The sequence below is a fragment of the Paracoccus aestuariivivens genome, assembly GCF_009711225.1.
GTDB lineage: Bacteria > Pseudomonadota > Alphaproteobacteria > Rhodobacterales > Rhodobacteraceae > Paracoccus > Paracoccus aestuariivivens.
In genome coordinates, this window is the sequence record NZ_WMIE01000001.1 from 93,632 (window position 1) to 115,674 (window position 22,043).

At 64.9% G+C, this 22,043-nt stretch carries 25 protein-coding genes; 9 read left to right on the plus strand and 16 right to left on the minus strand.

Features of this window, described 5'->3' with window-relative positions:
• The first annotated feature begins 31 nt into the window (after positions 1 to 31).
• Positions 32 to 1,720 carry a chloride channel protein gene (locus GL286_RS00465; RefSeq protein WP_155093595.1) on the plus strand — a complete coding sequence of 563 codons (1,689 nt, stop codon included), beginning with the start codon at positions 32 to 34 and terminating at the stop codon, positions 1,718 to 1,720.
• Here the strand turns inward: GL286_RS00465 and GL286_RS00470 are convergent.
• The 4 genes from GL286_RS00470 to GL286_RS00485 all read right to left on the minus strand — a co-directional run bounded on the left by GL286_RS00470 (position 1,717) and on the right by GL286_RS00485 (position 4,773).
• Positions 1,717 to 2,685 (minus strand): DUF808 domain-containing protein, encoded by a 969-nt coding sequence (locus tag GL286_RS00470; RefSeq protein ID WP_155093596.1) that lies wholly within the window; start codon positions 2,683 to 2,685, stop codon positions 1,717 to 1,719. The genes GL286_RS00465 and GL286_RS00470 overlap by 4 nt on opposite strands.
• Before the next feature lie 156 nt (positions 2,686 to 2,841).
• Complete coding sequence (locus tag GL286_RS00475; RefSeq protein WP_155093597.1) at positions 2,842 to 3,408, minus strand: fasciclin domain-containing protein; 567 nt, start codon at positions 3,406 to 3,408, stop codon at positions 2,842 to 2,844.
• A 97-nt stretch (positions 3,409 to 3,505) separates the two neighbouring features.
• Positions 3,506 to 4,222: an anti-sigma factor gene (locus tag GL286_RS00480; protein WP_155093598.1), complete on the minus strand. Its 717-nt coding sequence runs from the start codon at positions 4,220 to 4,222 to the stop codon at positions 3,506 to 3,508.
• Positions 4,219 to 4,773: a sigma-70 family RNA polymerase sigma factor gene (locus tag GL286_RS00485; RefSeq protein WP_246184790.1), complete on the minus strand. Its 555-nt coding sequence runs from the start codon at positions 4,771 to 4,773 to the stop codon at positions 4,219 to 4,221. The genes GL286_RS00480 and GL286_RS00485 overlap by 4 nt, the downstream gene beginning before the upstream one ends.
• Before the next feature lie 156 nt (positions 4,774 to 4,929).
• On the opposite strand from GL286_RS00485, the gene cobS reads away from it, so the two are divergent.
• The 3 genes from cobS to GL286_RS00500 all read left to right on the plus strand — a co-directional run bounded on the left by cobS (position 4,930) and on the right by GL286_RS00500 (position 9,829).
• Entirely contained in the window at positions 4,930 to 5,904 is a 975-nt protein-coding gene (gene cobS / locus GL286_RS00490) for a cobaltochelatase subunit CobS (protein ID WP_155093600.1), read from the plus strand.
• Between the two features lie 71 nt (positions 5,905 to 5,975).
• The gene (gene cobT, locus GL286_RS00495) at positions 5,976 to 7,844 is read left to right on the plus strand and encodes a cobaltochelatase subunit CobT (protein WP_155093601.1); all 1,869 of its coding nucleotides are present in this window, start codon (positions 5,976 to 5,978) and stop codon (positions 7,842 to 7,844) included.
• Positions 7,845 to 8,011: 167 nt separating this feature from the next.
• Positions 8,012 to 9,829, plus strand: coding sequence for an aminopeptidase P family protein (locus GL286_RS00500; RefSeq protein ID WP_155093602.1), 1,818 nt, complete (start codon positions 8,012 to 8,014; stop codon positions 9,827 to 9,829).
• Between the two features lie 48 nt (positions 9,830 to 9,877).
• Here GL286_RS00500 and GL286_RS00505 read toward each other — a convergent pair whose 3' ends face one another.
• Positions 9,878 to 10,942: a DUF475 domain-containing protein gene (locus tag GL286_RS00505; RefSeq protein WP_155093603.1), complete on the minus strand. Its 1,065-nt coding sequence runs from the start codon at positions 10,940 to 10,942 to the stop codon at positions 9,878 to 9,880.
• A gap of 100 nt (positions 10,943 to 11,042) precedes the next feature.
• Here GL286_RS00505 and GL286_RS00510 point away from each other — a divergent pair, with 100 nt between their 5' ends.
• The gene (locus GL286_RS00510; RefSeq protein ID WP_155093604.1) at positions 11,043 to 11,723 is read left to right on the plus strand and encodes a DUF1045 domain-containing protein; all 681 of its coding nucleotides are present in this window, start codon (positions 11,043 to 11,045) and stop codon (positions 11,721 to 11,723) included.
• Positions 11,724 to 11,789: 66 nt separating this feature from the next.
• A complete protein-coding gene (locus GL286_RS00515; protein WP_155093605.1) occupies positions 11,790 to 12,902 on the plus strand; it encodes an amidohydrolase family protein in 1,113 nt (370 codons plus the stop codon).
• Between the two features lie 3 nt (positions 12,903 to 12,905).
• On the opposite strand, the gene GL286_RS00520 is transcribed toward GL286_RS00515, so the two are convergent.
• The 8 genes from GL286_RS00520 to GL286_RS00555 form a co-directional block, all read right to left on the minus strand.
• A complete protein-coding gene (locus tag GL286_RS00520; RefSeq protein WP_155093606.1) occupies positions 12,906 to 14,132 on the minus strand; it encodes a glycerate kinase type-2 family protein in 1,227 nt (408 codons plus the stop codon).
• Positions 14,132 to 15,082, minus strand: a complete 951-nt coding sequence (locus GL286_RS00525; RefSeq protein WP_155093607.1) for a 2-hydroxyacid dehydrogenase — start codon at positions 15,080 to 15,082, stop codon at positions 14,132 to 14,134. Before GL286_RS00525 ends, GL286_RS00520 begins: the two co-directional genes overlap by 1 nt.
• Positions 15,082 to 15,426: a tRNA-binding protein gene (locus tag GL286_RS00530; RefSeq protein WP_155093608.1), complete on the minus strand. Its 345-nt coding sequence runs from the start codon at positions 15,424 to 15,426 to the stop codon at positions 15,082 to 15,084. The genes GL286_RS00525 and GL286_RS00530 overlap by 1 nt, the downstream gene beginning before the upstream one ends.
• On the minus strand, positions 15,423 to 16,229 hold the full coding sequence (proC, locus tag GL286_RS00535) for a pyrroline-5-carboxylate reductase (protein ID WP_155093609.1): 807 nt from the start codon (positions 16,227 to 16,229) through the stop codon (positions 15,423 to 15,425). Before proC ends, GL286_RS00530 begins: the two co-directional genes overlap by 4 nt.
• Positions 16,230 to 16,268: 39 nt before the next feature.
• A complete protein-coding gene (locus tag GL286_RS00540) occupies positions 16,269 to 16,772 on the minus strand; it encodes a type III secretion system chaperone family protein (RefSeq protein WP_155093610.1) in 504 nt (167 codons plus the stop codon).
• Between the two features lie 247 nt (positions 16,773 to 17,019).
• Positions 17,020 to 18,063: a 5-(carboxyamino)imidazole ribonucleotide synthase gene (locus GL286_RS00545; RefSeq protein ID WP_155093611.1), complete on the minus strand. Its 1,044-nt coding sequence runs from the start codon at positions 18,061 to 18,063 to the stop codon at positions 17,020 to 17,022.
• Positions 18,056 to 18,541 carry a 5-(carboxyamino)imidazole ribonucleotide mutase gene (purE, locus tag GL286_RS00550; protein ID WP_155093612.1) on the minus strand — a complete coding sequence of 162 codons (486 nt, stop codon included), beginning with the start codon at positions 18,539 to 18,541 and terminating at the stop codon, positions 18,056 to 18,058. Before purE ends, GL286_RS00545 begins: the two co-directional genes overlap by 8 nt.
• 60 nt (positions 18,542 to 18,601) lie before the next feature.
• Entirely contained in the window at positions 18,602 to 18,820 is a 219-nt protein-coding gene (locus GL286_RS00555) for a YdcH family protein (protein ID WP_155093613.1), read from the minus strand.
• Between the two features lie 169 nt (positions 18,821 to 18,989).
• Here GL286_RS00555 and GL286_RS00560 point away from each other — a divergent pair, with 169 nt between their 5' ends.
• A complete protein-coding gene (locus GL286_RS00560) occupies positions 18,990 to 19,400 on the plus strand; it encodes an Hsp20 family protein (RefSeq protein ID WP_155093614.1) in 411 nt (136 codons plus the stop codon).
• A 13-nt stretch (positions 19,401 to 19,413) separates the two neighbouring features.
• The gene (locus GL286_RS00565) at positions 19,414 to 19,641 is read left to right on the plus strand and encodes a DUF1150 family protein (RefSeq protein ID WP_155093615.1); all 228 of its coding nucleotides are present in this window, start codon (positions 19,414 to 19,416) and stop codon (positions 19,639 to 19,641) included.
• Positions 19,642 to 19,695: 54 nt separating this feature from the next.
• On the opposite strand, the gene GL286_RS00570 is transcribed toward GL286_RS00565, so the two are convergent.
• The gene (locus GL286_RS00570; protein WP_155093616.1) at positions 19,696 to 20,070 is read right to left on the minus strand and encodes a hypothetical protein; all 375 of its coding nucleotides are present in this window, start codon (positions 20,068 to 20,070) and stop codon (positions 19,696 to 19,698) included.
• Between the two features lie 158 nt (positions 20,071 to 20,228).
• Here GL286_RS00570 and GL286_RS00575 point away from each other — a divergent pair, with 158 nt between their 5' ends.
• On the plus strand, positions 20,229 to 20,435 hold the full coding sequence (locus tag GL286_RS00575; RefSeq protein WP_155093617.1) for a TOBE domain-containing protein: 207 nt from the start codon (positions 20,229 to 20,231) through the stop codon (positions 20,433 to 20,435).
• A gap of 5 nt (positions 20,436 to 20,440) precedes the next feature.
• Here GL286_RS00575 and GL286_RS00580 read toward each other — a convergent pair whose 3' ends face one another.
• A complete protein-coding gene (locus tag GL286_RS00580) occupies positions 20,441 to 21,301 on the minus strand; it encodes a glycosyltransferase family A protein (RefSeq protein WP_246184791.1) in 861 nt (286 codons plus the stop codon).
• On the minus strand, positions 21,247 to 22,026 hold the full coding sequence (locus tag GL286_RS00585; RefSeq protein ID WP_155093618.1) for a hypothetical protein: 780 nt from the start codon (positions 22,024 to 22,026) through the stop codon (positions 21,247 to 21,249). The genes GL286_RS00580 and GL286_RS00585 overlap by 55 nt, the downstream gene beginning before the upstream one ends.
• Positions 22,027 to 22,043: the final 17 nt, after the last annotated feature.

Sequence of the window (22,043 nt, forward strand, 5' to 3'; positions counted from 1 at the left end):
GTTTCCCTTTTCGCAGAACGGGGTCAATGGCATGAGCGGCAAGGAAAAAGATCATCAGCCCACGGGTTGGGGGCGGCAGGGACTACGGCATCTGAAGCGCGATCTGGCCCATGCTTGGACGGTGCTGGTCACCCGCGGCCCCGGACAGGTCGAGTTCTGGATCATCGCCCTGCTGATCGGCATCTGTGCCGGTCTTGCCGCGCTGGCCTTCCGCATGGGCATCAGCGCCTTGCAGCGGCTGGCCTACGGCACCGATGACATGACGATGGCCACCGTCGCGGGGCATCTGCCGTGGTGGTGGGTGCTGGCGGTTCCGGTGATCGGGGGGCTGGTCGTCGGGCTGATCCTTGACCGTTTCACGCCGGACGGGCGGGTGCGCAGCGTCTCGGACGTGATCGAGGGCGCAGCGCTGGACGGGGGGCGGGTCGAAATCCGCGAGGGGCTGGCCTCGGCTGCGGCTTCGGTCATCACGCTGGGCACGGGGGGATCGGCAGGCCGCGAGGGGCCGGTGGTGCATCTGGCCGGAGTAATCTCGACGCTGGTGGCCGACCGCATCAAGGCCAGTCCGGTCACGGGGCGCGAATTGCTGGGCTGCGCGGTCGCGGGCGCAGTCGCCGCCAGTTTCAACGCCCCCATCGCAGGCGCGCTGTTCGCCCATGAGGTCGTTCTGCGCAATTTCGCCGTCCGCGCCTTTGCTCCCATCGCGATTTCCGCCGTCGCGGGCACGGTCATCAACCGTCTGCGTTTTGGCGGCGTGACCGAGTTCCGGCTGCCGCAAGCGGGTGGGCTCGGCTTCTATATCGAGCTGCCCGCCTTCATGCTGCTGGGGTTGCTTTGCGCGCTGGTGGCGGCGGGGCTGATGGCCTCGATCTTTCGGGCCGAGACGGTCGCGAACCGCGTGATGGCCCGCACCGGCTGGCCGCGCTGGCTGCGTCCGACCATCGCGGGGCTGCTGCTGGGGCTGATCGCGATCCCCTATCCGCATATCATCGGTGTCGGCTACGAGACCACGTCGGCTGCGCTGACGGGACGGCTGGATATCTGGACCGCCATCGTCTTCGCGCTGGTCAAGGCGCTGGCGGTGGCGATCACGCTGGGCGGGCGGATGGGCGGCGGGGTGTTCTCGCCCGCGCTGGTCATGGGGGCGTTGACGGGGCTGGCCTTCGGCATCCTTGCCACCTCGATCCTGCCGCAATTCTCCGGCAACGAGACGCTATACGCCTTGGCGGGCATGGGCGCGGTCGGTGCGGCGGTGCTGGGCGCGCCGATCTCGACCGCGATGATCGTGTTCGAGCTGACCGGAGACTGGCAGACCGGAATCGCGGTGATGACCTCGGTATCGCTCAGCACGGCGCTGGCCTCGCGCATGGTGAACCGGTCGTTCTTCCTGACCCAGCTGATGCGGCGCGGCGTCCATATCGCCGAAGGACCGCAGGTCTGGCTGCCGCAGAAGATGCGGGTGACGGCGGTGATGCGGGCGCTGGGGGCCAAAAGCACGCCCTCGGTCGATTTGTTGCAGAAGCTGGTGGCGGACGGGCAGACGATCCCTGACCAGATGACGCTGGAGCAGGCCCTGCGCCGTTTCGACGAAACCGGCGCGGCGTTCTATCCGGTCGTACATGCGGGAAGCGACGATATTCTGGGCGCAGTCTATCACATCGACGCGCTGCGGGCGCTGAATGCGGCGCTGGGTCAGGCCGCAGCCGAGCAGCACGGTTAGGCGCTGGCCCCGAACAGGCCTTTCACTGCACCAATCGCGGGCGAGACGACATGGTTCGCGACCGGAATCAGGATAAAGCCCAGCACCAGCCCGAAAATACCGTCGAAGAACGCGGTTGCGGCCCATGCGGCCAGACCGGGGGCGGCGGGCAGCGCATGGGCTGCGGCCTCGGCCATGTGATGGACCCATTCGTAGGGCTGGTGCTGGCCAAGCTCGTGCAGGCCATGCACGACGATCTGGCCACCGACCCAGATCATCGCGGCGGTTCCGACCACGGTCAGCACCTTCATGAAACCGGGCATGAACCGGACGATACCACGGCCCAAGCCCGCAAGCGCCCCGCCTTTCTCGGCCAGATGCAGCCCGAAATCATCGGCCTTCACGATCAGGGCGACAAAGCCGTAGACCGCGACCGTGATGCCGATGGCAACGACCGCAAGGATCAGCGCCTCCATCCAGATCGGGTCGCCATCGGGAATCGCGGCCAAAGCAATGGTCATGATTTCGGCCGACAGGATGAAATCGGTCTTGATCGCGCCCTTGACGCGTTCTTCCTCGAGGCCGGCGCCGCCGTCGTCGGTTGCTGTCAGCTTGGGCTCGTTGACCTGATGATGCCCGAACACATGCATGACCTTCTCGGCCCCTTCGAAGCACAGATAGGCCCCGCCGATCATCAACAGCGGCGTGATCGCCCAAGGGGCGAAGGCCGACAGAAGCAGCGCAATCGGCAGCAGGATGATCAGCTTGTTGAACAGCGAGCCGCGCGCGATCTTGAGAACAATCGGGATTTCGCGGGCAGCCGAGAATCCGTGGACATATTTCGGCGTCACGGCAGCGTCGTCGATCACCGCGCCAGCAGCCTTGGCTCCGGCCTTGGCGGCCTGCCCCGCGACATCGTCCACCGACGCTGCCGCAATCTTGGCGATTCCCGCCACGTCGTCCAGCAGCGCAAGCAATCCGCTCATCTGTAACCTGTCCCTGTTTGCGCCCGTTCAGGGCCGGATCATCCCATTTCTGGGCAAGGAACGCGGCCGGAGCAAGCCCGGTTCACCGATGAGCGGCGAAAGGCCCGCGCGACTTGAGCGCACGGGCCAGACAGGTTCAATCGAACTGAAACCGGATTACATCCTGGGCATCAGCACCGTGTCGATGACATGTACGACGCCGTTCGACTGATCGACATCGGGAATGGTGACGGTCGCGGTCGTGCCGTTCTCGTCGGTCAGTTGCAGTTCATTCTTCGGGCCGATCTTTGCGGTCAGCACGCAGCCGCCCAGAGTTTTCACCGGATGGGCGCCGCCATCATCCATGATCATCTTGCCGATGGCGGGCGACATCGCATCGACCGCTACGACGTGACAGGTCAGGATCTGGGTCAGCTTGTCCTTGTTCTCGGGTTTCAGCAGATCCTCGACCGCGCCTTTGGGCAGTTTGGCAAAGGCAGCGTTCGTCGGCGCGAAAACGGTGAAGGGGCCCGGCCCCATCAGGGTCTCGGCCAGTCCTGCGGCCTTGACGGCGGCGACCAGCGTGGTGTGATCCGCCGATTGCGAGGCATTTTCGACGATGGTCTTCGAGGGCAGCATCTCGGCACCGCCGACCATGGTGTTCGCGGCCATGGCCGCAGGCGCAGCCAAAGCCAATGCGGCTGCCAGAAGCGGGCTGGCAAGATCCTTGATACGGATAGTCATCGCAATTTCCTCCATTTGCGGACGCTCGGGTAGCGACCGATGGCCAAAGACACGGAGGATTCGCGAAAAAGTTGCGGGATGCGCCGGATTCAGGCCTTCACGAAGGCGTGAGCGGCGCAATCGCCAGAATTGGTCCTGTCGCCTGCCCTGTGGGAGAGCCGCCAACGGGCTCGTCGGACAGGGCGATGCGGATGCCATCGACGACCTCCAGCCCTTCGGGCAGGGTCAGACGCATCGCGCCTTGACGCGCGACCAGCCCCAACGAGACCGGAGCCGAGCCATCCGGCTTGATCCACCAGATTTCCCAGTCGCGGCCATCTGGAACCGTGCCGCTTTGCAGCATCACCTCGATGTTGCGACCATCCAGACGGGCGGCGACCTGCATGGCGGCATCATCCGAGGCCAGCTGCGCTTGATAGACCGGCGCAGCTTTCTGGCTGTCACGAACTGCGGGCATCATCAGGACCGCAGCCAGTGCCACGACCGCGACCGCCGCCCCGATCAGGGCGAAGGGCCGTTGCCACCACCGGATACGGCTGTCGATCGGATGGGTCAGCGGCGCGGAGGCATGGCCCAACTCCTCGCGGATACGCTGGCGGGCACGGGCGGGCGGCATGACCGGAACAAGCTCGTCGGCAAGCCCGGCAAAGCGTTCCTGCCAAGCGGCGACGCGGCGGGCAAAGTCCTGATCTGCAGTCAAACGCGCGGCGATATGGGGGGCTTCGTCCTCGTCGATCAGGCCCAGCGCCAGTTCGGCGGCCAAAGCCTCATCCTCGTCTTCCGGCAGGATTTTGGGGGGCAGATCATCGCTCATCGGCTTACGCAATCCTTCAGCCGCAAAAGGCCACGGCGCAACCAACTGCGCAAGGTGTTGATCGCCACCCCTTCGCGGGCGGCCAGATCGGCATAGGTCAGTCCCTCGAGATAGACCGCGCGCACCGCTTCGGCCTGTGTCGGGTCCAGTTGTTCCAGACAGCCCGCCAGCATGACGCGTTCCTGCGCGCGGATCGCGGCGCTTTCCGGCGAAGGCTCGGTCGAGGCGATGGCGGCCACCTCGTCGGCGGGGGTGGTGCCCTGCCGCGTGCCTCGCGCCCGCAGGCGGTCGATCGCGCGGTTGCGGGCGATGGTGATCAGCCAGGTCATCGGCGACAGGCCGTTGACCAGATAGCGAGAGGCGCTGCGCCACACGCTGACATAGACTTCCTGCAAGGTATCCTCGGCCTCGGGGCGGTCCTGCAACAGCGACAGGCAAACCGCGTATAGCTTGGCGGAGGTCAGGTCATATAACGCATCAAAAGCCGCACGGTCGCCCAAGGCGACACGCGCGATCAGTTCTTCCAGTGCGATCCGGCGCGCGTCACTCAAGCGGCATCGTCCTCTCGTCATGGTTCGCGGCAACCTTAGAAACAGCTTACCGGCACGTCAACGAAGCGCACCGGCAAAGATCCGCCATGCGCGAGTGCTTGCACGTCCCCGCCGAATGCGCGATCAAGTCACCGTTGCGACGAAAGGGCCTGAAACATGCTGGACGTGAACGCGAAACCCACCGAGGAAATCGACCTGCGCGAGGTCTTTGGTCTCGACAGCGACATGAAGGTCAAGGGGTTCGCCGAGCGCACCTCTCGCGTCCCCGAGATCGACCCGACCTACAAGTTCGATCCCGACACCACGATGGCGATCCTTGCGGGCTTTGCATATAACCGCCGCGTGATGATCCAGGGCTATCACGGCACCGGTAAATCCACCCATATCGAGCAGATCGCGGCGCGCCTGAACTGGCCCTGCGTGCGCGTCAACCTTGACAGCCATGTCAGCCGGATCGACCTGATCGGCAAGGATGCGATCAAGCTGGTCGATGGCAAGCAGGTCACCGTGTTCCACGAAGGCATCCTGCCCTGGGCGCTGCGCAACCCGACCGCGATCGTCTTCGACGAATATGACGCGGGCCGCGCCGATGTGATGTTCGTGATCCAGCGCGTGCTGGAGGCCGACGGCAAGCTGACCCTTCTGGACCAGAACGAGGTCATCACGCCGAACCCGTATTTCCGCCTGTTCGCCACCGCGAACACCGTGGGTCTGGGCGACACGACCGGCCTTTATCACGGCACCCAGCAGATCAACCAAGGCCAGATGGACCGCTGGTCGCTGGTCTCGACGCTGAACTATCTCAGCCACGACGCCGAGGCCGCCATCGTTCTGGCCAAGAACCCGACCTACAACACCGAGAAGGGCCGCAAGATCATCAACCAGATGGTGACCTTGGCCGACCTGACCCGCACCGCCTTCATGCAGGGCGATCTGTCCACTGTCATGTCTCCGCGTACGGTCATCGCATGGGCACAGAACGCCCGCATCTTCGGCGACAATGTGGGCTATGCCTTCCGCCTGACCTTCCTGAACAAATGCGACGAACTCGAACGCCAGACGGTCGCCGAGTTCTACCAGCGCCTGTTCGACGAGGAACTGCCCGAAAGCGCCGCCGTCAAAGCGGGCTAAGGCCCTATGCATGACCAGAGGCGGGTCAGCCCGCCTCTTTCGACCAAGCTGCGCACTGTTGGGGTGACGACATGAAAAAATCCGACAACCCCGCCGATCCGTTCAAGAAGGCCCTGACCGAGGCGACCCGCGCCATGGCCGAGGATCACGAGTTGAACGTGACCTTCAGCGCCGATCCCTCGGGGGTTTCGGGCGATACCATGCGCCTGCCGCAGGTCAGCCGCCGCATGACCCGAGACGAGGTCCTGCTGGCGCGGGGCACGGCGGATGCGCTGGCGATGAAGCTGCGCCACCATGATGCCGCGACCCATGCAAAATACGTCCCCGCCGGTCCGATGGCGCGGGATCTGTATGAAGCTATGGAAACCGCCCGCTGCGAGGCCCTTGGCGCGCGCGACATGCCGGGCGCATTGTCCAACATCGACGCGAAACTTGGTCAGGAAGCGGACCGCAAGGGTTACGGCCAGATCAAGGCTCCGGCGGATGCACCATTGGCGGTGGCTGCGGGCTATATCGTGCGGCAGGCCGCCACCGGTCGAGCCCTGCCCGCTTCGGCGCAGCATGTCGCCGATCTGTGGCGTCCCTTCGTCGAGGAACAGGCAGGCTCGGATCTGGATCAGGTCGGCAAGGTTCTGGCCGATCAGGCCGCATTCGCGCGGCTCGCCCGCAAGGTGATCGCGGATCTGGGCTATGGCGACCAGCTGGGCGAAGACCCCGACGAGCCGCAGGAAGACGAAGCGCAGGAAAACGCCGAGCAGGACGAGGAATCCGGCGACAACCAGTCCCGCGACCAGTCCGAGGACGAAGAGGCCGAGGCCAGCCCCGAGCGCACGCAGGAGCAGACGCAGGACGAGCGTCAGGCTCAGGTCAGCATGGACGACCAGTCCGACGAGGAAATGGCCGATGAAGCCGAGATGTCCGAGGCGGAATCTCCGCCCGACATTCCGCCCGCCGTCAGCGATGCCAATCCCGATTACAAGGTCTACGCGCAGGAATTCGACGAAGAGATCCGCGCCGAGGATCTGGCCGACCCCGCCGAGCTGGAACGGCTTCGCGCCTATCTGGACAAGCAGCTTGAACCCCTGCGCGGCGCGGTATCGCGGCTGGCGAACAAGTTGCAGCGGCGTCTTCAGGCGCAGCAGAACCGCAGCTGGGAATTCGACAAGGAAGAGGGCGTTCTGGATGCCGGACGCCTTGCCCGCGTCGTGGCGAACCCGACCACGCCTTTGTCGTTCAAGGTCGAGAAGGACACCGAGTTCCGCGACACGGTCGTGACGCTTCTACTGGACAATTCCGGCTCGATGCGGGGACGCCCGATTTCCATCGCCGCGATCTGCGCCGATGTTCTGGCCCGCACGCTGGAGCGTAGCCAAGTCAAGGTCGAGATCCTTGGCTTCACGACCCGCGCGTGGAAGGGCGGCCAAAGCCGCGAGAAATGGCTGACCGAGGGCCGTCCGGCCCAGCCCGGACGGCTGAACGACCTGCGCCACATCATCTACAAATCCGCCGATGCGCCGTGGCGGCGGGTGCGGCCGAACCTTGGCCTGATGATGAAAGAGGGCCTGCTCAAGGAAAACATCGACGGCGAGGCGCTGGAATGGGCTCATCGTCGTCTCGCCCGCCGCCCCGAGGCGCGGCGCATCCTGATGGTGATCTCGGACGGCGCGCCGGTCGATGACAGCACCCTGTCGGTGAACCCCGCGAACTATCTGGAAAAGCATCTGCGCGACGTCATCGCCATGATCGAGAAACGCAAGCAGGTGGAACTGCTGGCCATCGGCATCGGCCACGACGTCACCCGCTATTACCAGCGCGCCGTCACCATCACCGACGCCGAGCAACTGGCCGGTGCGATCACCGAGCAACTGGCCGCCCTGTTCGAGGCCGACCCGCGCAAACGGGCGCGCGTGCTGGGCATGAACGCGATGCGGCGGGGCTAACGGGACGTCACTCGGTTCCCGTTCCGGCGGGATCGCTTGATTTGCCAAGCCCCGTCATGCCACCACTGCCAGCAGGCAGACATCCCTGCTTGCAGGGTCATGACATGCTGCGAACCTATCGCGGCAGTCCGAATGAACTACCCGAGAACAAGAACAAGAGGCGACCTATGTTCCAGAGTTTCGAGAGCCACTCGAACCCCGCGCAGCACATTCCGCGACTGGCGGCATTGCGGGGCGAACTGGCCTCGCGCGGGCTTGACGGCTTCATCGTTCCGCGCGCGGACGCGCATCAAAGCGAATATGTCAGCCCGCGCGACGCGCGTCTGGGCTGGCTGACCGGATTTACCGGCAGCGCGGGCTTTGCCGTCGTGACGCCAGAGCGCGCCGGTGTGTTCATCGACGGACGTTACCGCGTACAAGTCAAAGCCGAAATCGCGCTGGATCATTTCACCCCTGTCCCATGGCCCGAGGTCAAGGCCGCCGTATGGCTGCGCGAGGCTTTGCCGCAAGGCGGGCGCATCGGTTACGATCCGTGGCTGCACACCCGTCGCGAGATCCGCGAACTGGAAAAGGGATTGGCAGGATCGGGTCTGGCGCTAATAGCGCAGGACACCAACCCGCTGGACAAGATCTGGACCGATCAGCCCGAGGCTCCGGTGGGTCGGGTACGGCTATGGCCCGACGACATCGCAGGCGAGACCTCGGCGCAGAAACGGGGCCGGATCAGCGCCAAGCTGCGCGATGCCAAGGCGCAGGCCGCCGTGCTGACGCTGCCCGATTCGATCTCGTGGCTGCTCAATATCCGCGGCGCGGATGTGCAGAAGAACCCCGTCGTTCTGGCCTTTGCCATTATCGAACATGACGGCCATGTCGCGGTCTTCACCGATCCGGCGAAATTCTCGCCCGAGGTGCGTCAGGCGCTTGGCAACGAGGTCTCGATCCTGCCGCTGGTGGCGCTGACCCCCGCGCTGACCAATCTGGCGGGTCCGGTCGTCGTCGATCCGGGCAGCGCGCCCGATCAGGTCTTCAGCCTGATCGAAAGCATGGACACGCTGATCGACGAAAGCCTTGATCCGGTCATCATGCCGAAAGCCACCAAGAACGCCGCCGAGATCGCGGGCATGCGGGCGGCGCATCTGCGCGACGGCGCTGCTGTCGCGGAACTGCTGTGCTGGCTGGAGGCGCGCGCGCCGCTGCTGGAAACCGAGCCCCTTACCGAGATCGGCATTGCCCGCAAGCTGGAGGAACTGCGCAGCGCGCGCGGCATTCTGGATATCAGCTTCGACACGATCCTTGGCTCGGGGCCGAATGGCGCGATCAACCACTACCGCGTCACCGAAGCCACCGACCGCCGCATCCTGCCGCGCGACATCGTCCTGATCGATTCCGGCGGGCAATATGATGACGGCACGACCGATATCACCCGCACCCTGCCGATGGGCGATTTCGATCCGGCAATCCGCAGACCCTATACCCGCGTGCTGCAGGGCATGATCGCGATCTCGCGCGCCCGGTTCCCGCGTGGCGTCGCGGGGGCACATCTGGACGCGCTGGCCCGTGCGCCCCTGTGGATGGAGGGCATGGATTACGATCACGGCACGGGCCATGGCGTCGGCGCGGGCCTGTCGGTGCATGAAGGACCGGTGCGGATCTCGCGCGTGTCGGAAATCCCGTTGCAGCCGGGTATGATCCTGTCGAACGAGCCGGGTTACTACCGCGAGGGCGAATACGGCATCCGGATCGAGAACCTGATCGTCATCGAACCGGCCCATAGTCCCGATGGCCGTGACATGCTGGGTTTCGAGACGCTGACCTTCTGCCCGATCGACACCCGCCTGATCGATCCGGCGCTGATGTCATCCGATGAGATCGCGTGGCTCGACGCCTATCACGCCAAGGTCCGCGAATTGATCGGACCGCTGGTGGCCGAAGATGTACGCGACTGGCTGATTGCCGCGACGCGGCCTTTGGGTGCCGCGGCTTAAGGTCAGCACCGCAAGAAAAAGGGGCGCGGCCAAGGTCGCGCCCCTGCATCATTCGGCGCCAGCCTCGATCCGGTCGGGATGGCGGCGGCGCCAGGACAGCGAGTTCACAAAGGCCACGGCGATGAAGCAGGCGCCCAGCAGGCCGGTGACCATTTCGGGAATGTGATACAACGTCTGGACGAACATGATGATCGACAGCACGAAAATCGACCAGAAGGCCCCGTGTTCAAGGTAACGGAACTGCGCCAGCGTGCCTTTTTCGACCAGCATCACCGTCATCGAGCGCACATACATCGCACCGATCCCCAGCCCGATGGCGATCAGGAACAGGTTCTGCGTCAGGGCGAAGGCTCCGATCACACCGTCGAAGCTGAAGGATGCGTCGAGTACCTCCAGATACAGGAACGCGCCCAGCCCGCCTCGGGCCATGTCGCCGGTGCTTGGCCCACCGCCCCAGCGGTCCAGCACCTGACCCAGCGCCTCGACCAGAAGATAGGTGATGACGCCCCATGTCGCGGCGACGATGAAGCGGTGTTCTTTGCCGTCGGGCAGGAAATGCAGGACGATCATCATGCAGACAAGGACAAAACCGACCTCCATGCCGCGGATCTCGCCGATCTTGCGCAGGGCGGATTCGACGCCTGCGATCCAGTCGACATCCTTGCTTTGGTCGAAGAAGTAGTTCAGCGCGACCAGCATCAGGAACGCGCCGCCGAAGCCCGCGATGGGCAGATGCGCCTCATGGATGATGCGGGCGTATTCGACCGGCTGGGTCGCGGCAAGACGGACGGCCTCGACGGGGTTCAGGCGGGCCGCGATGACCACCACCAGCAGCGGGAAGATCACCCGCATCCCGAAGACCGCGATGACGATGCCCCAAGTCAGAAAGCGGCGCTGCCATAGCGGCGTCATCTGCTTGAGTTTGTTCGCGTTGACGATCGCATTGTCGAAGCTGAGCGAGATTTCCAGCACCGCAAGCACAGCAGCGATCAAGAAGAATGACAAGGTTCCCGAGCCCGTGCCGGAATACTGCCAGCCGATGAGCCCCGCCAAGGCGAGTCCGATGGCCGTCACGGCAAAGGGCCAGATCATGTAACGAAGGGTGGAGTTCATCCTGCGTCCCCGATTGTGGACATGCCCTAGCAGCCATAAGCTTGCCGGACCGCACGGGCAACCCCGCGCCGCTCACGACCCCGCGCGATCAGGAGAAAAGATGACCCACGCCAGATTTGCGATCTATCACCTGCCGGATGGCGCTTTGGGCGATCTGGGCAGCGCATGGCTGGGATGGGATGCCCGCACCGGCACGGTTCCCGACCGCCCCGAGATCGCGGGGCTTCCGGCGGCGGCCACCAGCCTGACCTCGATCCCGATGCGCTACGGCTTCCATGCCACGCTGAAAGCGCCGTTCCGGCTGGCCGAAGGGCATTCGGTCGAGGATCTCGCGCGGCGGACGGAACTGGTCTGCGACCGGCTTGCCCCGTTCGAGATGGACTTGGACATGCATTGCGACTGGGGATTCGTCATGCTGCGTCCACGCCAGCAATCGCCTGCGCTGACCGCATTGGAGCAAGCGCTGGTCACCCGTCTGGACGATCTGCGCGCGCCGCTGCTGCCCGAGGACCGCGCGCGGCGCAGGCCCGACCAACTGCCCGAAAAGGCCCGCGCCCATCTGGACAACTGGGGCTATCCCTTTGTTCTGGACCTGTTCAATTACCACCTGACCCTGTCGAACGGCCTGCCCGCCCCCGAAGCGCAAGCCGTACAGGACGCCCTTGCCCCCGTCTTCGCGCCGCTGATCGAGGTCCCGATGCAGGTGCGCTCGGTCGCGTTGGTCGGCGAGGCGGACGACGGCAGATTGCAGCTTATCCGCGACATTCCCTTGCGTGGCTGAAGCCATGTCACGATGGTTTCACAACTTCAGGGCATGATTTGCTGGTAAATCTGGCCGGGAATGACCATGCCGCTACTGCCTCCGCTTCGCCTTGTCGGCGCGACCATCCTGCGGGATGGGGAACTGCGCCAGCGCTCTGTCGCGATCGCACGGGGCAAGATCAGCAAAGGGCCGTTGCCAGCGGTCGATCTTGACGGCTACCTGATCCTGCCCGGCATCATCGACCTGCTGCACCGCCCCCATCCCGTCCGGTCCGAGACCGCCCGACGCGCCGTCAGCGCGGGCATCACGACGGCGTGGCTTACTCCGGCATGGTCGTGGCAGGCCGCGCCGGATGCCCCGTGGCGCGACAAGGAAATCCTGCGCGGCATCCAACGCCCCGCCCTGCCCGACATGCGCCCCGCGATCAGCATCGAAAGCTACAGAACCGATTGCACGCAACGCCTGATCGATCTGGCCCGCGATTTCCGCATCGAACTGGCATGGTTCGAAAGCAGCTTCGCCCGCCTGCAAGATCTGCGCCAGCACGATCCGCATGGCTTCACCCACGAGTCATTGCGGCAGGGCCTGTCCTGCGACGAGCTGGCTCCGGCGCTGGACAGCGCCGCCGAGCGGCGCCGCGAAGTGCCGCGCCACCTGTGCCGTCTGGCCGAAGCCTTTGACGAACTCGGCATCCGCTATGGCAGCATCGGCGATACCGGCGGAGCGATGCGCGAAACCCATTCCATGATCGGCGCGGGACTTGCCGCCTGTCCCGCCGCACATTCGGCCGCCGCAGCCGCGCGCGCGATGGGTGATCCGGTCCTGCTTGCGGCCTCTGACGAGGACCGGATGCGCGATCTGCTGCGCAGCGGTCTGGGCGATGCAGTCGTGTCGGACGGAGCGCCCGAAAGGATCGTGCCGCTGGCCCTGTCGCTGGCCGGATCGGATCTGGCCGGACTGCCCCGCATCTGGGCCATGCTCTCGACCCGTCCGGCCGAGATCATGCGTCTGGCCGATCGCGGACGGCTGGATCACGGCTGCCGCGCGGATCTGGCGATCATCTCGCCGGAAACGGGTCGGCTCGAGGCCACGATCAGCGCCGGACATCTGGCCTATCTGTCGGGCGACGCCCGTCGCCGTTTTGCCGAGGCGGGCGTGCTGCCGGTTTCCGAAGGCCGCGCCATCGCCGCCGAATAGGGCCTAGGCGCGGACCAGAACGGCCAGATCGGCGACATTCGTCCCCGTCGCGCCCGTCACCACCAGCGCCCCGCCTGCCCCTAGCGCCGGAGTCGAGTCGTTGCGCGACAGCGCCTCGACCGGATCGGTTCCGGCGGCACGGATCGCCTCGGGCGTCTGCGGCCCGACCAGCCCGCCCGCCGCTTCGCCCGGACCGTCGCGGCCATCGCTGCCCACCGAGGCGAAGGCCCAGTCGAAATCGACCGGACTCGATTCGGTCAGCAAAGCCAGTCGCAATGCCAGTTCCTGATTGCGCCCGCCCATCCCGTTGCCGACCAGCCGCACCGTGGTTTCGCCGCCAAAGGCCAGCGCCTGCCCGGGTTGCAGATCGCGGGCCAAAGCCCAGATCGTTCGCGCGCAATCCTGCACGTCGCCCTCCAGCGGGACCGGCGCGGCATCCGCACCCGCCGCAACCATCGCGGCGACCGAAATCCCGTTCGAGCCGACCAGAATATTGCGCGCGGGTGGCAGCGGTTGCGTATCATCGGGCCGCGACAGCGCAACGCGCGCGCTGTCCGGCATCCACTCCCAGATCCCCAGTTCCTTGGCCAATGCCTCCGCCATCGCCCGCGTCCCGACCGGCGCGACCGTCGGCCCCGAGGCGATGACCCGCAAATCATCCCCCGGCACATCCGACAGGATCAGCGCCGTGACCGGCGCTTGCGACAAGCGCAGCCAACCACCGCCCTTAAGCCGCGACAGCCCCTGCCGGATCAGGTTCACCTGCGAAATATCCGCGCCCGAACCCAGCAGAAGCGCGTTGACCGCCTGCTTGTCGGCCAGCGTCATCCCCTCGGCAGGCGCGGGCAGCATCGCCGACCCCCCGCCCGAAATCAGCGCCAGAACACGGTCCTGCGGGCGGGTCGAGCGAAGCAGCCGCACGACCTCGTCCGCCGCCGCAGCGCCTTCGGCATCGGGTTGCGGATGGCCCGCCCGCATCACGCGCGCGCCCTCGAGCGGCGCGTCGTTTCCGGCATTCGTCACCACCAGCACCTGCGCGGCAGGCAAGGCGGCAAGCGCGGCCTCGGCCATGGCGCGGGCCGCCTTGCCCAGCGCAATGATCTGCCAATGCCCGCCTGCAGCGGGCGGATCGGCCAGAACCTCGGCCATGCCACGCTGGACGGCGGCGGCGGGATCGGCAGCGGCAATGCCCGCGCGGATCAGCGCCATCGCGCGCTCGGCGGGCAGCATCAGTTCACCTGATCGGGCAGCGGACGGCCTTCGGAAAAGGCGACCAGATTGTTCAGCGCGCGCATGGCCATGGCGGTGCGGACGGCCTCTGCGGCGGTGCCCAGATGCGGCAGCAAGGTCACGTTCTCCATCGCGCAAAGCTCGGGCGAGACCTGCGGTTCACGCTCGTAAACATCCAGCCCCGCTCCGGCGATCCGGCCCTGCTGCAAGGCCGCGACCAAGGCCGCCTCGTCCACGACATCGCCCCGCGCGATGTTGATCAGGATCGAATCCGGCCCCAGTTGGTCCAGTTCGGTCCCGCCGATCAAATGCCGCGTCGCCGCGCCCCCCGGCACCGCAATCACCGCGAAATCCGAGCCGCGCAGCAATTCGCCAAGGCTTTCGACCTGCCGCGCGGGGAAATCCAGCGCCGAAACGGTCGAACGGTTATGGAACAGTACCTCCATCCCGAAGCCGAAATGGCAGCGGCGCGCGATGGCCTTGCCGATCCGGCCCATGCCGATAATGCCGACCGTCGCGCCGGTGACATGCCGCCCCAGCAGTTGCGTCGGCTGCCAGCCGGTCCATTCGCCGCGCCTGAGCAAGCGCTCGCCCTCACCTGCCCGACGCGCCGTCATCAGGATCAGCGTCAAGGCGATATCGGCGGTCGCCTCGGTCACGGCGTCCGGCGTGTTCGAGACCGAAATCCCCGCCCCGGTCGCCGCACCAATGTCGATGTGATTGTAACCCGCGCCGAAATTCGCGATCAGCTTGCAGCGCAGATCGCCCTGAAACGCGTTGGCCGCGAAACGGTCGCCCAGCGTCGGCATGACCGCATCGAACTCCCGCATCGCCTTGGCGGCCTCGTCGGGGGTCAGGCCATCCTCGCGATCAAGGATCACCACCTCAAAGCGTTCGGACAGGGCCCGCTCGGCTTCGACCGTCATCCGGCGTGTCACCAGCAGTTTCATCAGAACATCCTTCCGCCCACGGGCACCGGCTTGTCCGGCGCGATCAGCACGACCTCGCCCGACTCGTCGGGCAGGCCCAGCACCAGAACCTCGGACCGGAACGGCCCGATCTGGCGCGGAGGAAAGTTCACCACGGCCAGCACCTGCTTGCCAACCAACGCCTCGGGCGAATAGTGCCGCGTGATCTGCGCCGAGGATTTGCGCTCGCCGATCTCGGGACCGAAATCGAGCCATAGCTTGATCGCGGGCTTTCGGGCCTCGGGAAAGGGTTCGGCCCGCGTGATCCGGCCAGTGCGAATGTCGACGGCGGCGAAATCGTCATAGGCGATCTGCGCCACGCTCATTTCCCCAACTCCCGACCGCGCGCCGCAGCCGCCGCGATGGTGCGCCGCATCAGCGGCGGCAATCCGCGCTCGCTATCCATCAACTCGACCAGTCCCGCCGCTGTCGTCCCCCCCGGAGACGTCACATTCTCGCGCAGCTTCGCCGGAGCCTCGTCATCATGCACGGCCAAAGCCCCCGCGCCCGCAACCGTCGCGCGCGCCAGTGCCAGCGATACCTCGGGCGACAGGCCTTCGGCCACGCCCGCCGCCGCCATCGCCTCGATCATGTGGAACACATAGGCCGGACCCGAGCCCGACAGCGCCGTCACCGCATCCATCTGGTCTTCGCCGTCCAGCCGGACGACGCGACCGACCGCCGACAGCAGCGCCTCGGCCAAGGCCATCTCGGACGCGCCCGCCTTGCCATTGCCGATAATCGCGGTGATTCCCTGCCCGATCGCCGCCGGAGTATTCGGCATCGAACGCACGATGGGCGAAGTCGGGAATGCTGCCTCATAGGCGGCGATGGTGACACCGGCGGCCACTGACAGGACCAGCGTATCCGCGCCATATCCCGAAAGGGTCGGCAGCACCCCCGCCATCATCTGCGGCTTGACCGCGATCACCAGCACCGCCGGTGCTTGCGGCAATTCGCCATTGACCGAGATACCCATGTCCGAAAGCTCAGGCCGCGGATTGGGATCGACCACATGCACGGCGCTGGCCAGCAACCCGTTCTTCAGCCAGCCATTCAGCAGCGCTCCGCCCATCCGGCCACAGCCGATCAGAACCAGCCCGCGCGCATTGATCGTCGAGAAATCCATCTCTGTCCCCCTGCATGGCCACCGCAGGGGGTGGCGATTTCAGGCGCGACCGTAGGCCTCGGACATGGCGATGTCCATGGCAGCAGCCGGAGTCGAATCGCCCCAGCAAGCCAGTTGGAAACAGGGATAAAAACGCTCGGCCGAGTCGATGGCATTGCGGATCATCTGGTCGATCTGCTCGGGGCTGGCAATGGCATCGCCCGACAGGACCAGACCGTAGCGCCAGACCATCAGCTTCTGATGCGCCCAGAAGGTGAAGCCGCCATCCCAGACCTCGTCATTGGCAAGGTTCAGCACTTCGTAAAGCGCCGGAAGGCGATCCGCCGGAGGATCCATGTCGAAGGTGCAGATCAGGCGCAGAACCTCGTCGCGGGGCGACCATGCCAGCGTGATGGAATAGCTACGCCACAAACCTTCGACCGACATCGCGATCTGATCCTCGGCGAGGCGGTCAAAGTCCCATTCATGATGAGTCGCGACGGTCTCGACGATGTCGATGGGATGGATCTCGTCGCTATGGATAAAGTCCCCAAGCTGCGTCATTTTCCCCCTGCCTTCTCCAGAGTGGCCGATCCCCATTCCATGGGGATCACGACTACACCCGGCGTGTCCTCTGGGTGTGCCTACAAGATATCGTGTTACGGTTCCACCAAGGTGTAAAGAGAAAATTGGTTAAACGCGCCGGTTTCGCTGCAACTGCATCATGGCCGGAACAACGGGCGCAGAAATGCGAAAACGGCGCAGGCTGGCAGGCCCGCGCCGTCAGGTTCACCGGAATGTCGGCTTGCGCCTACAGCACCCGGTTCACATGACCCATCTTACGGCCCGGACGCGCATCGCCCTTGCCGTATAGATGCACCTGAGTGCGCGGCTGTTTCAGAAGTGCGGGCACACGTTCCATGTCGTCGCCGATCAGGTTTTCCATCTCGACATCGGCATAGCGCTGGCCATCGCCCAAGGGCAGGCCGACCACGGCGCGGATATGCTGCTCGAACTGGTCCACAGCGCAACCCGCCTGCGTCCAATGCCCCGAATTATGGACGCGGGGCGCGATCTCGTTGACGATCAGCCCCTCGCGGGTGACGAACAACTCGACCCCCATGACGCCGACATAGTCCAGCGCATTGACGATCTTGGCCGCGAGCAGCACCGCATCGGTCAGCAGCGATTGCGACAGCCCGCAAGGCACGGTCGTCGTGCGCAGAATGCCTTCGCGATGGACGTTCAGGCCCGGATCAAAGGCAGAAACCTGACCATCCGCCCCACGCGCGACAATCACGCTGACCTCGGCAGAGAACTCGACAAACCCTTCCAGCACCGAAGGCGCGCCGGTCCAGTCGCGGCTTTCCTGATCCTTGAAGCGGATCTGACCCTTGCCGTCATAGCCCATGCGGCGGGTTTTCAGGATCGCGGGCGCGCCCAGATCCGCCAAGGCGGCGGGCAGGTCGGCCTCGGTTTCGACATTGCGATAGGGCGCGGTGCGCAGCCCGATCCCAGCAAGGAAATCCTTCTCGGTTAGCCGGTCCTGCGAGACGGCCAGCGCGCGGCGGTTCGGGCGGATCGGACGGATCGATTCCAGCAGGTCCAGCGCGGCGGTGGGCACATTCTCGAATTCATAGGTGATGACATCGACCGACTCGGCAAAGGCGCGCAAGGCGGCCTCATCCTCATAGGGCGCGTTCGTCACGGCATGGGCCACGTCGGCGGCGGGCGACGCGCCCGGCTCATAGATATGGGTGCGATATCCCAGACGGCTTGCGGCCACGGACAGCATACGGCCCAACTGGCCGCCGCCAAGGATGCCGATGGTGGAGCCCGCTTTCAGTTCAGTCATCTTTCGGCTCCTCGGGGATCGAGGCCGACAGCGCCTCGCGCCACGCATCCAGGCGCGCGGCCAGTTCGGGATCGTTGATCGCCAAAATGCCTGCAGCCATCAGACCGGCATTGGCCGCGCCCGCTGCACCGATCGCCATGGTGGCAACCGGATAGCCCTTGGGCATCTGCAGGATTGAATACAGCGAATCGACGCCCGACAGCGCCTTGGTCTGGACCGGAACACCAATCACCGGAACTCGGGTCTTGGATGCCATCATGCCCGGCAGATGCGCCGCACCGCCCGCGCCCGCGATGATCACCTTCAGGCCACGCGACACGGCACTCTTGCCGTAATCCCACAAACGATCCGGAGTCCGATGCGCGCTGACGATCTTTGTCTCGTAAGCGATCCCCAGTTCATCCAGAATGGTCGCGGCCTCGCGCATGGTGGGCCAGTCGGACTGGCTCCCCATGATGATTCCGACGGGTTTTTCCATGGCACCGCCCCTTTTCACGCAGGTTTCCCACGCCCTAATGCGCGCGAGGGGCAGATGCAATCATGCGATGATGTCGGGGGTCAGTTCGTCTTCCAGCCGCGAGATGCGATCCTTCAACGCAAGCTTCTGCTTTTTCAGGCGTTGCAGGGTCAGCGAATGGGTCAGGCTTTGGCTGACCAAGGCGGCAATGGCCTCGTCCAGATCGCGATGCTCTCGCCGCAGCACCTCAAGGCGGGCGCGGCTGATTTCTTCGCGGGACATCTCGTGCTGGGCGTTCATTTGCGGCCTCGGGCTGGACTGCGGGTGTTATACCCCAGCGCCCCGCCGGTGTTAATGGGCTTGCTGACACGGGTCTTGCGCAGCAACTACCCCGCCCACATATTGAACCTGCCGGATCGCCATTCTGGGGTTCGGCCGACAGTCGCTTTGATGCAAAGGGCTTGGGTATATGACCAAGATCAGTTTGGCCGCTCATCCGTTCCTGCTGGGATTCGATCAGCTTGAACGTCTGGCCGAGCGCGCCGCCAAAGGTGCCGAGGGCTATCCGCCCTATAACATCGAACACCAGGGTCCGAACGGATTCCGCATCACCCTTGCTGTGGCGGGGTTTTCCGATGACGACCTGTCCCTCACGCTCGAGGACCGGCAACTGGTGATTCGTGGCCGTCAGGCCGAAACCGAAGAGGGCCGCGTCTTCCTGCATCGCGGCATCGCCGCCCGTGCCTTCCAGCGCAGCTTCGTGCTGGCCGACGGGGTCGAGGTGGTGTCGGCAGGGCTGGAAAACGGCCTTCTGAACATCGACCTGCGCCGCTCAGTCCCTGACAGCATCGTGCAGACCATACCGATCAGCCGCAAATGAAAGGGGATCGCAGATGAACGAGAAATTCGAATTCAACACCGAGGCGACGGGCAATATCGTCTATATCCGCCGCGTCGAGATGCAGTCGCTGCCCGAGGACGTGCGCCGTCAGGTTCCCGATGCCGACGCCCTATACGCCGTCCATGGCATCGACGGGGAACGCCTTGCGCTGGTCAAGGACCGCGACATGGCCTTCATGCTGGCCCGCCAGAACGAACTAGAGCCGGTCAGCGTCCACTGACCGCCAATCGCGTCGCCGCCCGTCTCAAGCGAAGCGGCGACGCGGCTACCGGACCTAGGCCGGAGGAGCCGTCGTTGTCTCGGCGGCAGGTTCGGTCACGGCGCGCTGCAGGGTGACCGTGCCGCTGGTTTCCTTGGTCCCGCCCACGCAGGTCGCGGTAAAGCTGGTCAGGCCGTCTTCGCCGGGGGCTTCGGAATAGGTCGCCACCTTTCCACCGACGCAGCTATTGCCCAGCACCTGCTGCACCGTTTCGGAATCGAATCCCGCCGGATTGTAGGAACCGGTCAGATTTCCATCGGCGACGGTGACGGTCAGGTGGTTCGGATTGGCGACGGATTTTTCTTCGGGCGTGGCGCAGGCGGCGAGCAAGGCGCAGGACGCGAGAGCCGCACCCAGTTTCGTTACATTCCCAGTCAGCAGAGTCTGCATGATTCCTCCCAGAAAGTAGCGGTTAAAACCCCGTCACGATTACAAACGCGGATGAATGCGTCAACTCGGACAAAAACGGTCGGCGATTTCCCCCTTGGGACACTTTACCGACCGTCCCGATCCGGCCACCCTGTCAGCGCAGCTTGCAGGAGGGAATCATGAAGCTCAGCGCCCGCAACATCCTTGACGGCACCGTGACCGAGATCGTCAAGGGTGCCGTCACCAGCCATGTCCGCATCGACATCGGCAGCACCACCATCACCGCCTCGATCACCAATTACGCTGTGGCGGAACTGGGTCTGACGGTCGGCAGCAAAGCCTCGGCGGTGATCAAGGCTTCGGATGTGATGGTCGGGGTGAAGTAACCCGCCTAGCCCTGCGGAAAGCCGTAGCGCTCCAGCATCGCGCGCACCGCGCGGTCATTGCCATCGCCCGCAAGATTGGTCGCACGCAGGTTTTGCGCCTGCGTGCCCGGCCATTCCGTAATGCGGAAGCGCCCGCCGATCTTGGCCGGACGCGACCCCGCCAAGCGGTGCATCCAGTACAGCCAGACATCATCGGCCATAGGCGCAAGCTTCTGGAATTGCTCGGCATCGGTCACATCGGGATGGAAAACCCCCGGCGCGTAAAGCACGCCACCGACTCCGGTCGGAAAGATCAGACCAGAACAATCCGGACTGCCGATATTACGCTGCCAGTCGTCATAACTGCGCACCTGCCCGTCCAGCAGCGTGACGCGGTGGGCGCGGTGACACACCACCCCCGCATCGGCATGGTCCAGCAAAGCCTCCAGCCAGTCGCTTTCGTAATAGATGTCATCATCCGCCGTCACGATATAGGCGTCGGGCGCTTCAAGCAGCGTCGGGATGATCTTCTTGTAGGACCGCCATTTCGGGCAGATCCGAATCTCGACCCCGCTCAAGCGGCAGGATTGCGGCAATTGGTCCTGATCGCCCTCGTCCAGCCACACGATGACCCGATCCGCCCGCACCGTCTGCGCAAGAAGCGAGCGCAGCACCAGATGCAGACTGGCAAAACGCGGCGGATAGCTGGTCAGGCTGATGACCAGTGGCGCGTTCAGACCATGCGGACGCGCAGAAAGATCGCGCGCCATGATCTCGGATTCGGCCAGACGGATGCGACGCGCATGTTTCCAGCGCCGGAAGGCCGCGCCGATCATCCCTGCCACGCCTTGCGCAGCCAGTCGATATTGCCGATGCGGCGATACCATTTGTCGCCCTGACCGCTGAACACGTCCTCCATCTTGGGCGCGCCCGCGAACAGCACGATCCGCGCCCCCTCGGGCAGTTTCGGATCGCTGAAATAGCTCAGTAGATTGCGCGGCACGCAGTCGTTCTTGAAGCTGACGCACCATTCCTTGGGCCAGTAATGCAGGTTGCCATGCGCGGCGAGCTGCGCGCTCTGGAACTGTTGGCTGATCTCGAAATTCGAGGTCGCGGCCTTGGGATCGGCGAGATAGGCGTCAAGGATATAGCTATGCGCCCCGACCTCGTAGCGGAACACCGAGGAATTCCCGACCGAATTCAGGAAACGGTCGCGACCGGGATTGATCTTGCGCAGAGGTTTGGGCCGGAACAGATCGTCGTCGCGGATGATGAAGAAATCGCCCGGCAGATCGAAAAACGGCGACAGATCGTCCACGACCACCAGATCCAGATCCATGAACAGGGCGGTCATGCCGGTCAGCCCGCCCAGATCGGGCCGGTGCAGCGCAAGCTTGCGCCAGCGCGTGTCGCCATGCCCCTGTGGCAGCCCCAGTTCCGGCAAAGGCATCGCCTCGACGCCGGAATCGATGCCCTTGGGATCGTCGGTGAAGCAGATGAACCGGTGCGGGCGGGCAAGGTGGCGCTTCACCTGCCGGTAAAGCCGGTTCACGTCATCGGCCCCGTAGATCGTGCCCCATTTCATGGTCAGGATGAGAACCGGCTCGGTCATCTGCGCACCTTATGCTG